This window comes from Streptococcus sp. KHUD_013, from assembly GCF_052588545.1.
Map to the genome: position 1 here is coordinate 1,366,222 of NZ_CP186264.1, position 14,473 is coordinate 1,380,694.

Consider the following 14,473-nt stretch of genomic DNA (forward strand, 5'->3'; position numbering starts at 1 on the left):
AATCGGTAATTCGTTAGAATTCGATTTCGTCGTCCCACCTCCGCACAGTTGAGTAGGGCTGTAAAAGCTGATGAAATCAGCGTAGTAAAGCCCACTCAACCACTGCGTCTTGCTCAACAATCCAAAAATAATTGAGAGGCTAGGACTTTTGTCCCAGCCTCTTTTTTCTAATCTCTATCAGGCTTCCTTGGCTGCTAATCGTCGAATGGTCTCTGCATAGATTTCCATTGCACGATATAAATCATCCAGTTTAGCTCGTTCATTCGCCTGGTGCTCTGTTTGGAGAGCATCAGGGAAGAGGGCCCCATAAGCCACACAATTTTCCATGGTTCGCGCAAAGGTCGCTCCCCCTGAGGACATAGCTGGGGTCTGATCCCCCGTTTCCTCTTGGTAGACCGCCATCAGAGTACTCACCAATGGACTGTCTAGTGGGACGTATAGTGGAGCTACATAATCAAACTCTTCATACTGAAGTTGATAGCTAGCTGCCACCTCACTTAAACGTTTTACCAAGGCCTCCTTATCCGCTAAGACAGGGATCCGAATATCAATCCCGATTTCAGATTGCTGTTCATCAATGGAGAGGGTTGCAATATTGAAGGAAAGAGCACCACTTGGTTCATCTTTGATTTCATCAAAGAGAGCTGCTCCTGTCGCATCTTCCCCAACGGCATCTGCGATAAAGAGAAGGGCTGGATGAGGCTGGATCAAGGAAAGACTTTCAGCTAAGCCTACAATGGCATTGACACCCTCAGCCGAATCCTTGGAGTGTTTAGATAGACCAAGAACGGTTACTGCTCCTGCTTCTTCTGAATACTTCACACCACTTTGCTCGATGACTGGTAAGAGTTCCTCTAAGCGGTCACCCTTATAAGTTGCCTTATCTGGCACCACATTGAGGGCACGACCAGCTTGTAAGGGACGATCCTCCCATCCTGGTCCATGGAGCTTCACTTGAAGCAAGCCTTTTTCAGCATAGGTTAATGGGAAGGACGAATCTGGAGCAAATCCAAGATCTGCTTTTTCTTCTATCTGATTGTAGCGGTTCATACAGCGCCAGAGAGTTTCCTCGTCCGTACCAAATATAAAGCGGATCCGTTTGGTAAAGACAACTCCTTGGTCAAGCAGACTCTTAACTGCGTAAAGCGCCGCAAGCGATGGTCCCTTATCATCTTGCACTCCACGTCCAATCAACCATCCATCTTTCAGAGTCGCCTCAAAAGGTGGCGTCTGCCAATCTTCTAAATCACCGGCTGGAACAACATCCAAGTGACAAAGAACGGCCAGGAGTTCTTCCCCCTGACCGATCTCTGCATATCCATAGTATCCTTCAGGATCTAGATAGGTTTGAAAGCCCATTTCTTGAGCAATTTCTAACGTTTTCTCAAGGACATCTTGGATAGCTTGTCCAAACGGTGTTCCATTTTCGCCTTCGTTTAAAACCGAAGGATAAGAAATGATGGTTTGAAGAGAGGTTAAAAACTGCTCTTTTACATCGTCCTTTATTCTATTTTTCATGAAACACCTACTTTATTCTATTGTAAGAATGGAACCACAGTTCCTAGTAGAAGAAGGGCAATGGTAATCACTACAATCGCTACGACCAATTTACCCATGAATTTCCACCATGCACTCAATTCAACACGTCCAAGAGCAAGAGCTCCCATTACGATACCTGAAGTTGGTGCGATCAAGTTCAAGACACCAGATGCAGATTGGTAAGCTGTAACAATCAAGCTAGCTGGTACATTGACGAATTTACCAAGAGGTGCCATGATACCCATTGTCGCGCTGGCAAGACCAGATGATGATGGAATCAAGAATGACATTGGCAAGTAGAAAATGTAAGTCAAGACAATGAACAATTGAGATGAAAGACCTTTAAGTCCTTCTTCACCCCAGTGAAGAATTGTTGCAGTGATCATACCGTCGTTCATGATGACTTGGATACCACGTGCTACTGCTACGATAATAGCAACACTCAAGAGGTCAGCTGCACCATTCATGAAGGATGAAATGATTTGTTCTTCTTTCAAGCCATAAATGATACCAACAAGGATTCCCATAAAGGCAAAGAGCATAGCTGTTTGAGGGAAGTACCAAGTACCAAGAGCATCTGTGTTACCGATCAATTGACCAAGGTAAGGAACTTTATGGAGAGACTCGTTAAAGCTGTCAAAGAATGTAATACCCAAATCTTTGAATGGGATAAATCCAGCAACCATGATAACGAATGTTGAAATGAAGACGAGCAAGACACGTTTTTGTTTCTTGTTCATTTGTGAAGGAATTTCTTCGCCACTATCAACGTTGAAGTGTTTCAAATCTTCTTCACGAGTAGCATAGGTGAGAGATTTGGTTGGGTCTTTTTGAATTTTATCAGCGTAACGGTATACATAGTAGGTGCTAAGGGCTGTCATGACAATCCAGAAGATTAAACGAAGCAAGAGACCTGAAGCACTTGAGATACCTGCAGTATCAGATGCGATAACTGTCGCAAATGGGTTCAAGGTAGATGCCAAACATCCAATCTGTGAACCAAGCAAGATAATGGCTACCCCTGTCAAGCTGTCAAAACCAACAGACATCATAACAGGTACAAGAAGTGGATAGAAGGCCATGGTTTCCTCACCCATACCATAAGTTGTCCCACCAAGGGCAAACAATGGCATTAAGATCAAGATCAACATTTTTTCGCGGCCTTTGTATTTACGAACGATAGAAGCAATCCCTACATCAAGGGTACCTGTTTCGTTCACAACACCAAGGAAACCACCGACCATCAAGATAAAGAAGGCTACGTCAATGGCTGCACTGGTTGGTGCTTTACCAAGCATGGCATTGATTGGGGCCATCAAGACGTCCCAAATCCCTTGAGGATTTTGTTTCACAGCTTCATAACTACCTGCGATGATGGCACCACCATCGTCAACTTTGTATTGACCAGCTGGAATAATCCAAGTTAACACTGCCATAATGGCAATGATGATTAACAATACGGTGTAAGATGAAGGCATCTTAAACCCTTTTTTCGCTTTTTCACTCATTTGTTTATCCTCCTAACGCAACAAAGTTTGAGTGAGTCTTTCAAAAGGTTAAACTTTTAGAAAGCGCTTACCTATATGTTTATTTTATCATATTTAAGATTAAAAAACTAGTTTTTCCTAATCTTTTTTAGAAAAAAACGAGGGGAGGCACTTTCTACAAACTCCTGTAAATATGGGGTTCACTCCCCTCACTCATGTATATGAATTAGTCTTTTACGATAATCGTTCCACTTTCAGACTCAATCAAAGCGCCAAGGTTTTCAAGTGAAGTGATGACTGCTTTTCCTTCTGGACGACCGTTTACAAAGGCGATGGCAGCTTCTACTTTAGGAAGCATGCTTCCTGGTGCAAATTGATCTTGTTTGATGTACTCTTCCAATTGAGCGACATTGACATGTTCCAATTTTTCTTGGTCTGGTTTGTTATAGTTCACAAAAACATAGTCCACACCTGTCAAAACGATGAAGAGGTCTGCTTCTACTAATTCAGCCAAACGTTGAGATGCAAAGTCTTTATCGATAACAGCTTCAACACCAGTCAAGCTACCATTTGCTTCTTTCACAACTGGGATACCGCCACCACCAGCAGCAACAACGACTTGTCCGTCGTTCAACAAGGTACGGATGGTATTGATTTCTTTGATATCCACTGGTTTTGGTGAAGCAACAACTTTACGCCAGCCACGACCAGCATCTTCTTTGAAGGTTGCTCCTGATTTTTCAGCTTCTGCTTTTGCTTCTTCTTCTGAGTAGAATGGACCGATTGGTTTGCTGAGGTTGACAAAGGCTGGGTCGTTCTTATCCACAACGACTTGTGTCACAACTGAAGCCACATCTTTTTCAATTCCTTCTTCAAGAAGAGCATTTTGAAGAGCATTTTGAAGCCAGTAGCCAATGCTTCCTTCGGTCATAGCAACTAATGAATCCAATGGGAAAGCTGGGTTCTTTTCAGAATCTGCAGCCAAGTGTTGGAGCAAGAGGTTTCCTACTTGAGGACCATTTCCGTGAGTGATGATCAAGTCATCCCCATTTTTGATTAATTTTACTAAGTGTTTTGCTGTTTCTACAAGTGCTTCTTGTTGAGCTTTTGCAGAAGGATCAGATGAAAGGATGGCGTTTCCTCCCAAAGCAACGACGATTTTTCTTGACATAGGTTTTCCCTTTCTATAAAAAATAGGGGCAGGACTAAAGCTAGCAGTCCAGCCCCTATAGCTGTTGGTATACGGTTATAAAGTCTTAAACTTTTGGAATGTACAAGTTACCAAGAGTAGCTGCCATAACCGCTTTGATTGTGTGCATACGGTTTTCAGCTTGGTCAAAGTGACGAGCATATTTGCTGCGGAACACTTCGTCAGTAACTTCCATTTCTTTTACGCCGAATTTTTCAGCAACATCTTTACCATAAACAGTGTTTGTGTCGTGGAAAGCTGGCAAGCAGTGCAAGAAGATCAAGTCTTCGTTATCAGCTTTCTTAACCAATTCCATGTTCACTTGGTAAGGTTTCAAAAGGGCAACGCGTTCTGCAAATTTGTCTTCTTCACCCATAGATACCCAAACGTCAGTGTAAAGTACATCTGCACCTTTCACAGCTTCGTCAGCATCTTCAGTGATCAAGATATGAGCGCCACTTTCTTTTGCGAATCCTTCTGCCAATTGAACAATTTCTTGTTCTGGGAAGAGTTCTTTTGGTGAGAAGATGTGTACGTTCACACCAAGGATAGCACCTGTTACAAGAAGGCTGTTTGCAACGTTGTTACGTCCGTCACCACAGTATACAAGTGTCAAACCTTCCAAACGTCCAAAGTTTTCTTGAACAGTCAAGTAGTCAGCAAGCATTTGAGTTGGGTGCCATTCGTCAGTCAAACCATTCCATACTGGAACACCTGAGAATTCAGCCAATTCTTCAACCATACGTTGGCTGAAACCACGGAATTCAATACCATCAAACATACGTCCAAGAACTTTTGCAGTATCTTCTGTAGATTCTTTTTTACCAAGTTGGATGTCGTTTGCACCAAGGTATTCTGGGTGAGCACCAAGGTCGATGGCTGCAGTAGTGAAGGCTGCACGAGTACGAGTTGAAGTTTTTTCAAACAAAAGCGCAATGTTTTTACCAGATAGGTAGCGGTGTTCAATGTTGCGTTTTTTAAGGTCTTTCAAGTGAGCTGAAAGTCCGATAAGGTATTCTAACTCTGCACGTGTAAAGTCTTTTTCTGCTAAAAAGCTACGTCCTTGGAATACTGAAGTTGTCATTAATTATCTCCTTTTATTATGCATGATAAGATCCTGTCAATCAGTTTAGAGGGCTCAGTTTAGACACTGAGCCCGTCTAACCTGTAGAAGGATGATTAGATTTCTTCACGTTCGAATGGCATTGACATACAACGAGGTCCACCACGACCGCGAACCAATTCACTTCCGCGGATCTTGATCAAACGAAGTCCGTATTCTTCTAATTTCTTGTTGGTAACAGTGTTACGGTCGTATACAACTACCACACCAGGTGCGATTGTAAGAGTATTTGATCCGTCGTTCCATTGTTCACGCGCAGCAGCAACGATGTTGCCATCTCCACATGGAATCAAAGTAACTTTTTCAACACCAAGGTTTTCAGCAAGCAATTCAGCCAAATCACCTTTTTCTTCAACGATCTTCAATTGTTCGTTTTCATAAGTTACAGAGAAGACGCGAAGGTTACCTTGGATTTCAGGGTGGATTGTGAATTTATCGTAGTCCACCATTGTGAATACTGTATCCAAGTGCATGAATTTACGGTTGTTAGCAAATTCGAAGGCCAATACTTTCTTGAAGCCAACGTTCTTCTTGAAGATGTTTACCAACAATTTTTCGATTGATGCAGCATCTGTACGTTGTGAGATACCAACTGCCAATACATCTTTAGAAAGTACCAACTCATCTCCACCTTCGATACGAGTATCTTCTTCACGGTTGTAGACAAGTTCAACTTTTCCACCGTAAACTGGGTGGTATTTGAAGATGTATTTACCATACAAAGTTTCACGGTTACGTGTATCTGCGTACATGTGGTTCAATGATACTGCATTACCAATTGTAGCAAATGGGTCACGTGTGAAGTACAAGTTTGGCATTGGGTCGATTGCAAATGGATAGTCAGATTCAACAAGGTCTGTCAATCCTTTTGCTTCTTCAGGAATTTCTGGAAGTTCAGCTTTTTGAACCCCAGCCATTGTTTTTTCAACCAATTCTTGGTTGTCTTCAATGCTGTGAAGCAATTCACGGATCGCAACTTTTGTTTGGCGTCCACGAATGTTTGCTTCTTCAAGGTATTCTTCGATGAATTGATCACGAATTTCTGGAGAAGTCAATGATTCAGCAGCCAACTGCTCAAGATAAAGTACTTCGATTCCTTCGTTACGAAGTGCTTCAGCAAATGCGTCGTGTTCTTTTTGAGCATCTTCCAAGAATGGAATATCATCAAAAAGAAGACGTTCAAGATAGTCAGGCATCAAGTTTTCTAACTCTTTACCTGGACGGTGCAAACAAACTTTTTTCAGTTTTCCAATTTCTGAGAAAACATGAATTGGGTGTGTAGACATCTATAGTCCTCCTTTTTTCTTGCGGTTTAGCTTAGCTAATCCCGTTTACATGTTTCATTTTATCACCAATTGGTACCGCTTTCACAACCAATCTTCCATTACGAATGCCAAGAATTTGACACTTTTTTAAATATTACCCTCGTTTTATGAAAAATGAACCGCTTTCTTTGGATATTTTGCTAAATATATTCTTTTTGTGAGTAAATATTTTTTTATTTGATTTTTGAAACTTTTTAACGTTTTTGACAGAAAATAAAAGAAGCCCTACTAGGCTTCTTCAAAACTATCTAAAAAGAATGGAAGATCGAGAAAAGTTAATTTCTTATGCTTGTACTCGATTCTCTCCTCTTCTAGGAGCTTCTTTAACACTTGATTGACGGTTTCCCTCGTCGTCGCAGCTAATCTAGCCAACTCTTTCATGCTCATTGGAAAAGGAATGGTTGGACCAAACTTTTGATAATCCTTACAGAGTAGAGCTAGGGATTGAATCACACGATCACTGGCACTGGCTGCCACTACATTACGAAGCCGCAACTCCTGGAACTCCAAAATTTTTGAAAGTTTTCTCGTAATGAAGAGAACTTGTTCCATACTGGACTGGACAATTTCCTCATAAAGCTGAACAGGAATACTGAAGTATTTTACGGTTGTCATGGAAGTGGCTGTATAGTGATAAGTTGAATCTGTAAACATACCACCGTATGGGAAGACAGCTCCTTCTTTAATGTAATCCATATACGAGAAGGTGTCTGAAGAATCAAACTCCTCAATACGGACATAGCCTTCCACCACTAAAAAAATCCGATCGCGCTTATCACCAGCAAAAAATAGGATCTGTCCCTTTGGAATTTCTCTATAATGGATTTCTACAGCCAATTTATCGAATTTTTCAACTGGAATTTCAGAGAAAGCTGGATGGGATCGAATCAACTGATAATCTTCTTTTGTAATCATTTCTATTCTTTCTTAAGGTTCTTTAGTTATTATATCATATTTATTCACTGACCTCAAAGAATGTCCCCAAGATTTAACCATGAAACAATATTTTCCATAGAAAAAACCTTCCCAAAACTGTTTTGGGAAAGCTTCTAAATCGTTAATTGACATTTACACGGTGCCATTCATTGATCACATAGCAGAGTTGGCCAAGTAAATGAAGACCATAGCCACTGATCTCCGTACTTTCTGGAGTAGTTCCCCCTAGACCAGCTGTAAAAATCGAGATGAGGTAAGGTGTTTGTTCGTAAACGATGGCTTCGACATTGAGGGCTTCCGCTACATAACCAGGTTTTTGCTGAATGACTAAATCTGGTAAATACCGTTTGTAGTATTCATTCGGAAAGGACTCTCCGATTAATTCTAGCAAGGTCGCATATTTTTCTTTATGATTCCAAAGATAGTCTAAGACTTGAATATAGTAATCAGATGTTGTTTTGTTTTCAGGACTGATGGTTTTTATTTCTGCACGGGATTTTCCATACTTTTCATACTTTCCGTAAACATTGTCCATACCACCAAAGCGGTCGGCCAAGGCATATGCCGGCGTATTTTCTGAATAGACAAGAGAATAACGTTGCATATCTGGGATCGTCATAGCGCCACCAAAGGCAGCTACATAATTATCGTGCTCTCCAAGGTACTCGTAGTAAGTATTGGTAATATCAAACTCATCCGTTAAGTTTAACTTCCCTGCATCGACTTCATCCACGACTAACATATTGAGGGGGAGTTTATAGGTACTTCCAGCTGTCATCGGCTGCAACTCATTCATCGAAAATTGTTGGCCTGTCGCAGGATTTTTGTAGGTAAAGGTAATTTGGGAAGGATCAATACCATATTCAGCCATGTAGTCTTGTACAACTTCAACTAAGCCTTTATTGGCATAATCATAGACAAGACCCAAATTCTCCATTGTTTCACGATCTTGATCTATGACAGCTTGTTTTTCTTCAGGAGTTTTGACACGAGGAGGTTGGAGGGGCTGCTTCTCTTCCTTGGACTCAACTGGTTGAGCCGTCGTTCCCTCTTGAGCAAGTGGTGAGGCCGGAGCCTGATGAAGATGGAGGTAAGTTAACGCTCCAACTCCTCCTATACATAGTAAAATTCCCAACACAATCATGATCGATCGAACATTAAATATTTTTTTCATATGAAGTTAATTATAAAAGATTCTCTTTAAAATAACAAGGTGTTTCCGGATCAGAAAACGATTTCTTCTAGAAGAAATTTTTTAACGATTTCCAGGTCAATCCTTCTTCATTTTCCTAATAGTCCATCCCCTTTTGACTGTCTTATTTCCGCTTAAAGGATCCCATGATCAGTTTTGCCACTTCACGCGCAATGGTACGGAACAAGGAACTGATAAAGGAATCTTTGGCCTTTTCTAAACTAGATTTCCGCGGACGGCCCGGACTCCGTTTTTGACTGGCCTTCTCTTCTGCAACTCTTGCTTTATCTTCCTCTTCCCGCTCCTTTTCCTTCTCTTCTCTAGCAGATTTTTCAGTCAATTTTTCATAAGCTGATTCATTGTCTACTCGAACAGCATATTTTTGATGGAAAGGAGAGCTGGTCATCAAGGCCAACTGTTCACTCTCGTTTAACAAATCAAAACTCGATTGTGGAGACAAAATATGGGAGCGTTCAACCACACTTGGTTGCCCCTTTTCATTTAGGAAGGAAACGAGAGCTTCCCCTGTTCCCAACTCCGTCAAGACAGTTTCCGTATCAAATTCTGGGTTTGGTCGGAAGCTTTGAGCAGCAACTTTGATAGCCTTCATTTCCTTTGGCGTATAGGCACGCAAAGCATGTTGGACACGATTCCCAAGCTGGGCCAATACAGATTCAGGAAGATCTTGAGGATTCTGTGTAATAAAGTAGATCCCCACTCCTTTAGACCGGATGAGTCGAACGACTTGCTCAACTTTTTCAAGGAAGAGCTTGCTCGCATCATTAAACAAAAGGTGGGCTTCATCAAAGAAGAAGACAAATTTTGGTTTTTCTAAATCTCCAACTTCTGGCAAGGTTTCGAACAGACGAGATAACATCCAGATAAGGAAGGTTGAATAGAGCTTAGGGGAGTTGAAAAGACGAGTCGCTGATAGAATGTTGATGTAGCCTCGTCCACTGCTGTCCAATTGCATAAAATCTTGAAGATCCAAGGCAGGCTCTCCGAAGAATTGATCTGCCCCCTCTTGCTCTAGCACTAACAAGCTTCGTTGAATAGCTCCTACTGATTGTTTACTGATATTGCCGTATTGAGCGGAATAATCTGAGGCATGGTCATAGACTTCCTTCAAAAGACTCTGCAAATCCTTCAAATCAATCAAAGGCCAATTTTTTTCTTTGGCTAATTTAAAGACGATGGCCAAAATCCCTGTTTGCGTTTCGTTGAGGTCCAACAAGCGCGCTAGCAAAAGAGAGCCCATTCCTTCAATCGTTGCACGGACTGGATGGCCTGCTTGACCAAAGACATCCCATAAGCGAACTGGAAAAGCTTGAGGTTCAAAAGGATCTGTAATACCTAGTAGCTTATAGCGCTCTTCCATCTTTGGAGTCCATTGTCCAGCTTTTGCAAGACCTGAAAGATCTCCCTTGATGTCTGCTAGAAACACCGGAATCCCTTGCTGACTTAATTTTTCAGTTATGACTTTTAAGGTCACGGTTTTCCCTGTACCAGTAGCTCCTGCAATTAAACCGTGGCGGTTGAGCATTTTTAGATAAAGTGGCGTATCCACTGCTCCTTTTGTAATCGTAATACTTGTCATTTTCATTCTCCCTTTTGTTAAGGCACAGTTTTTTCAGAAAAAGTGACAAGGCTTCTTTCTTATGTAGGAAGCCTTTCTCCTCACTTTCACATACTCTTCTAGTGTATCATTTTCAGGTATAAACGCAAGAAATATCCCTCCTAAAATGGGGTATTCATTTGAGACTATGTTGGCTAATTTGAAAAATAAAAAGCCTGAATCGAGAAGTGATATGTACCCAGAATCCTGGACACATGTTATGAACTAAGTGGAACACATGGATGCTATCCTGTACATTACAGGTGGCATCCATTTTGTTTTTCCTTGTATTCTTTCATTGTTGTAATAACTTATGTATTCATCTAGTGCTTTTGAAAAGCTCTCAAATGATTCATATTCTTTCTCGTAGCTGTAGTACATTTCATTCTTTAGACGTCCAAAGAATGTTTCCATAATGCAATTATCTATACAATTGCCACGTCTAGACATTGATTGGATAATTCCCCTGTTTTTTAGTTCCTGACGATAGTAGTTGTGTTGATATTGCCATCCTTGATCTGAATGAAATATTAATCCTGTAAGTGATTTGAACTTTTTAAACGCCATCTCTAGCATTCTCTTGATTTGATTTAGGTTTGGACTCATCGACAAGTCATATGAAATAACTTCATTTGTGTACATATCAATTATCGGAGAAAGGTAACACTTTCCCCATGAAAAGTTAAACTGAGATACATCAGTTGTCCACTTCTGAAGTGGTGCTGTTGCTGTAAAGTCTCTATCTATTATGTTTGGTGCTACTTTACCTACTTCACCCTTGAATGAGTGATACTTTTCTTTAGGTCTTTTGCCTTGCAATCCAAGTGAATGCATGATACGTTGTACTCTTTTATGATTGACAGAATTTCCACGTCTTAAGAGCTCTCTATACACTCTTCTCACACCATATCTACCTTTATGCTGGCTAAATATTTTCTTGATTTCTTCAGTGAGCTTAATATTTCTAAAGTCTACAGTATCAACTTTACTGATTTCGTAGTAGTAAGTTGATTTAGGCATATTTAAACCTTTTAGTAGGTGCTTTAATTGGTATCCTTCTTCTCTGAGCGCTTTGATGATTGCTGCTTTTTCGCCTTGAGTTGCGCAGCCCATCTTTCTTGCCTCAAGGCGATCCTTTTTTTTACTACTTCAATCTCCGCTTTCATTGCCGCAATTTCTTCTCTTAGTCTGATTAACTCTTCACGTTCTGATTCAGTTAAAGGTTTGGGCTTAATCGTTTTCTTTTTCATAACAGGGTTCTTACTCTTGCGACCTTTCTTTTTATTCACAAGACCATTGTAACCTAATTCTTTGTATTTGCGAACCCAGGTATATAGCATTCCATTATTTATACCTGCAGAAACAGCAACTGACTTGTTGGATTGTCCTGCTAATACTTTAGCAACTAATTCATATTTCGCTTCAGGGGTCCACACTTTGTTATTACCTAAGTGCTTTAATGCATCTGGTCCATTTTCTTCTTCGATACGAGCCCAGTATCGAACCATTAGATGAAAGTTTGATGTTTTTATTCCTTCTGGTGTTTCAGGCCATATTCCTTTTCTATATAGCTCAATACACTCTAACTTATACTCATGACTGTAACGCATGAAAATACCCTCCTTACTGGGTGTCCAGTAAAGAGGGTACATATCAAAGCTCCTTTAAGGGACCTCTTGATTCAAACTTTTTTATTATGAAAGCTTATTTAGCTGCTGCGTAAAGCTCGTCTACTTTGTTCCAGTTAATCACTGAGAAGAAAGCTTTGATGTAGTCAGGACGAACGTTGCGGTATTTCACGTAGTATGCATGTTCCCAAACGTCCAAGCCCAAGATTGGTTTCTTCCCTTCTGAGATTGGTGTGTCTTGGTTTGCTGTTGAAGTGACTTCAAGCTTCCCTTCTTTGTTCACAACCAACCATGCCCATCCAGAACCGAAACGAGTAGTTGCTGCTGCAGTGAAAGCTGCTTGGAATTCTTCGAATGAACCGAAGGCTTCATCGATTGCTGCTGCAAGTTCTGCTGAAGGAGCTGTCTTTTCAGGAGTCATCAATTCCCAGAAAAGAGCGTGGTTCAAGTGTCCACCACCATTGTTGATAAGCGCTTGGCGGAGATCAGCTGGGATCGACTCTACATCTGCCAACAAAGCTTCAAGGTCTTCACCAATTTCAGGGTGTTTTTCAAGAGCTGCATTTGCATTGTTTACGTAAGTTTGATGGTGTTTATCATGGTGCAAGTGCATTGTTTCAGCATCAATGTATGGTTCCAATGCATCGTATGCGTACGGAAGATCTGGTAAAATAATTGCCATGGAAAATACCTCTATTTCTTTATGTATATAAAAATGATAACGCAATCATCAAATTTATTCAACTATTCTGCTTACACAGATGGGTTAGCTAGCTTTAGTACAGCCAAATCAAATAGATAATCTTTCTCATAGGTTCCCGATTTCATTTGGAAGTCGGTATCAATCAAAAGACAAATCGCCTGCTCCAAATAAGCTAGAGAAATCCCTCTACTATCTCTTAGAGCAAATTTGACTTGATAGGGATTTACTTTTCGACCGGTCAGCTCTGATAGGTCTGAAACGATTTGGGATTCTGTTCGTCCCTCTTGCTTCAACAGCTTGACCTGTGTGTAGATGCGGAACTGACTCAATAAAATGGCTAAAAGCTTGATTTCATCCTCTCCTTGCAGCCGAAGGTCCTTGACCAAACTGCGAGCGGAATCAATTTGTTTCTTTAGAATCATCTGGATCAGATCAAACAGATTATCTTGGAGTGTCTTCAGAATAGCCTCTTCTATATCTGTGATAGTGATGCTTGAAGCTCCCTTGTAGGTTTTAAGAAACTCCAAGTTTTTCTGAATCTCACTAAAATCAAAGCCAGATTTGATCAAAAGTTGGTCGAAGGCTTGTGAATCAATCGCTAGCCCTAGAGACTTGATCTCTTCCGCGAAATGGGCACGCAACTCCTGTTCCTTTAATTCAGTTGCTTCTAGCAACTGGGCATCCCTTTTTAAAAGCTTGACAATTCTTCGTTTGCTATCCAGTTTTCCTTCCGCAATGACAATCAAGCGAGTTGTTTCTAAAGGTGCTGATAAGTATCCTTCAAAGGACTGCAATTCATCATCCGTCAGGTATCTTTTTTTTGCGGTCGTCACATCGACAAAATGATCCAAAATCACTATTTTTTCGTCCGCAAAAAATGGAAGGCTAACCAAGTCAAGCTCGACTTCAGAATAAGCTGTTTCCTTCATGTCAAAATAGGAATAGTTCAAATCAGACGAATCGTAGCCAACTTTCTTTAAAAGTTGCTCTTTCATCCACTCAAACTGACCGATGTCATCCCCTGATAAAACCAGGATAGGAGGAAGGTTCTCGGCACTGATTTTTTTAATTGTTTGTAAAGCCTGCATGTTCTGAAGGTACCTCATTCCACTCTCTAAACTGATGCTGGGGCTGTTCCGATTCCATTTTCTTTTCAAGCGGAGCTTTCTCTAGTGGAGTTGGTGGAGCCGAAACAATCTGGGGAATAGCTGAAAAACTGTTGGGATCCATCAAATGGGATGGCATACTTGGCGAAGAGACCTCGGGACTCGTCGAAGCAAATCCTTGAGAAGCATTCTGGTCCGGTTGTGCAAGTCTAGCACTTGGAAGGACCAGGAGACAAGCCAAGCAGAGCAAACCCGCAAGAGCTAAGACTAGAAAAATGGAAATAGGAGATAAAAGGTAGAGCAAGATAGGGCCTAGAAATAGGAAAATCAAAGACCAATGAAGACCTGCATCTCTCAAACGCCGAACGACTACTGCTTGCTGGGGAACAAAAATAAGATAGAGATAAAGGAGAAAAAAAATGCTGAACCAAGCTGAAACGTCCATCCCGGTCAAGGGAATCACCTCTTCCTCTGATTTCGAATTTGAAAAGAGTAAGACCAATTGGTAAATCCAAAATGGACTTGTAAATAGTAAATGCCAGGCTTGGCTGATCCAAAATTCTTTTCTATCTGATCTTCTTGAAAAATCAGCATATTGCGTCCAAAACAACTGTAATGATTTCATACTTG

General features: G+C 41.0%; 13 protein-coding genes. All 13 read right to left on the reverse strand.

Annotation, left to right across the window (positions count from 1 at the left end; genetic code table 11):
• Positions 1 to 177: 177 nt before the first annotated feature.
• On the reverse strand, positions 178 to 1,518 hold the full coding sequence (locus ACOXXR_RS06430) for a dipeptidase (RefSeq protein ID WP_129822236.1): 1,341 nt from the start codon (positions 1,516 to 1,518) through the stop codon (positions 178 to 180).
• Between the two features lie 17 nt (positions 1,519 to 1,535).
• The gene (locus tag ACOXXR_RS06435; RefSeq protein ID WP_006596655.1) at positions 1,536 to 3,047 is read right to left on the reverse strand and encodes a YfcC family protein; all 1,512 of its coding nucleotides are present in this window, start codon (positions 3,045 to 3,047) and stop codon (positions 1,536 to 1,538) included.
• A 205-nt stretch (positions 3,048 to 3,252) separates the two neighbouring features.
• Positions 3,253 to 4,197 carry a carbamate kinase gene (gene arcC, locus ACOXXR_RS06440; protein ID WP_048789627.1) on the reverse strand — a complete coding sequence of 315 codons (945 nt, stop codon included), beginning with the start codon at positions 4,195 to 4,197 and terminating at the stop codon, positions 3,253 to 3,255.
• 85 nt (positions 4,198 to 4,282) lie between these two features.
• Positions 4,283 to 5,299, reverse strand: coding sequence for an ornithine carbamoyltransferase (gene argF, locus ACOXXR_RS06445; protein ID WP_445278303.1), 1,017 nt, complete (start codon positions 5,297 to 5,299; stop codon positions 4,283 to 4,285).
• Positions 5,300 to 5,394: 95 nt separating this feature from the next.
• On the reverse strand, positions 5,395 to 6,624 hold the full coding sequence (gene arcA / locus ACOXXR_RS06450; RefSeq protein ID WP_009732527.1) for an arginine deiminase: 1,230 nt from the start codon (positions 6,622 to 6,624) through the stop codon (positions 5,395 to 5,397).
• Positions 6,625 to 6,891: 267 nt separating this feature from the next.
• Entirely contained in the window at positions 6,892 to 7,578 is a 687-nt protein-coding gene (locus tag ACOXXR_RS06455) for a Crp/Fnr family transcriptional regulator (RefSeq protein ID WP_061563760.1), read from the reverse strand.
• A gap of 142 nt (positions 7,579 to 7,720) precedes the next feature.
• Positions 7,721 to 8,773: a serine hydrolase gene (locus tag ACOXXR_RS06460; protein ID WP_414283856.1), complete on the reverse strand. Its 1,053-nt coding sequence runs from the start codon at positions 8,771 to 8,773 to the stop codon at positions 7,721 to 7,723.
• Positions 8,774 to 8,915: 142 nt separating this feature from the next.
• Complete coding sequence (locus ACOXXR_RS06465) at positions 8,916 to 10,388, reverse strand: helicase HerA-like domain-containing protein (RefSeq protein ID WP_195348168.1); 1,473 nt, start codon at positions 10,386 to 10,388, stop codon at positions 8,916 to 8,918.
• A gap of 243 nt (positions 10,389 to 10,631) precedes the next feature.
• Positions 10,632 to 11,519 (reverse strand): IS3 family transposase, encoded by an 888-nt coding sequence (locus ACOXXR_RS06470; RefSeq protein ID WP_081697786.1) that lies wholly within the window; start codon positions 11,517 to 11,519, stop codon positions 10,632 to 10,634.
• Positions 11,450 to 12,016, reverse strand: a complete 567-nt coding sequence (locus ACOXXR_RS06475; protein WP_023023319.1) for a helix-turn-helix domain-containing protein — start codon at positions 12,014 to 12,016, stop codon at positions 11,450 to 11,452. The genes ACOXXR_RS06470 and ACOXXR_RS06475 overlap by 70 nt, the downstream gene beginning before the upstream one ends.
• Positions 12,017 to 12,110: 94 nt before the next feature.
• A complete protein-coding gene (gene sodA, locus ACOXXR_RS06480) occupies positions 12,111 to 12,716 on the reverse strand; it encodes a superoxide dismutase SodA (protein ID WP_048789622.1) in 606 nt (201 codons plus the stop codon).
• A 71-nt stretch (positions 12,717 to 12,787) separates the two neighbouring features.
• Positions 12,788 to 13,825 (reverse strand): DNA polymerase III subunit delta, encoded by a 1,038-nt coding sequence (gene holA / locus ACOXXR_RS06485; protein ID WP_445278873.1) that lies wholly within the window; start codon positions 13,823 to 13,825, stop codon positions 12,788 to 12,790.
• A complete protein-coding gene (locus tag ACOXXR_RS06490; protein ID WP_048789620.1) occupies positions 13,803 to 14,468 on the reverse strand; it encodes a DUF805 domain-containing protein in 666 nt (221 codons plus the stop codon). The genes holA and ACOXXR_RS06490 overlap by 23 nt, the downstream gene beginning before the upstream one ends.
• Positions 14,469 to 14,473: the final 5 nt, after the last annotated feature.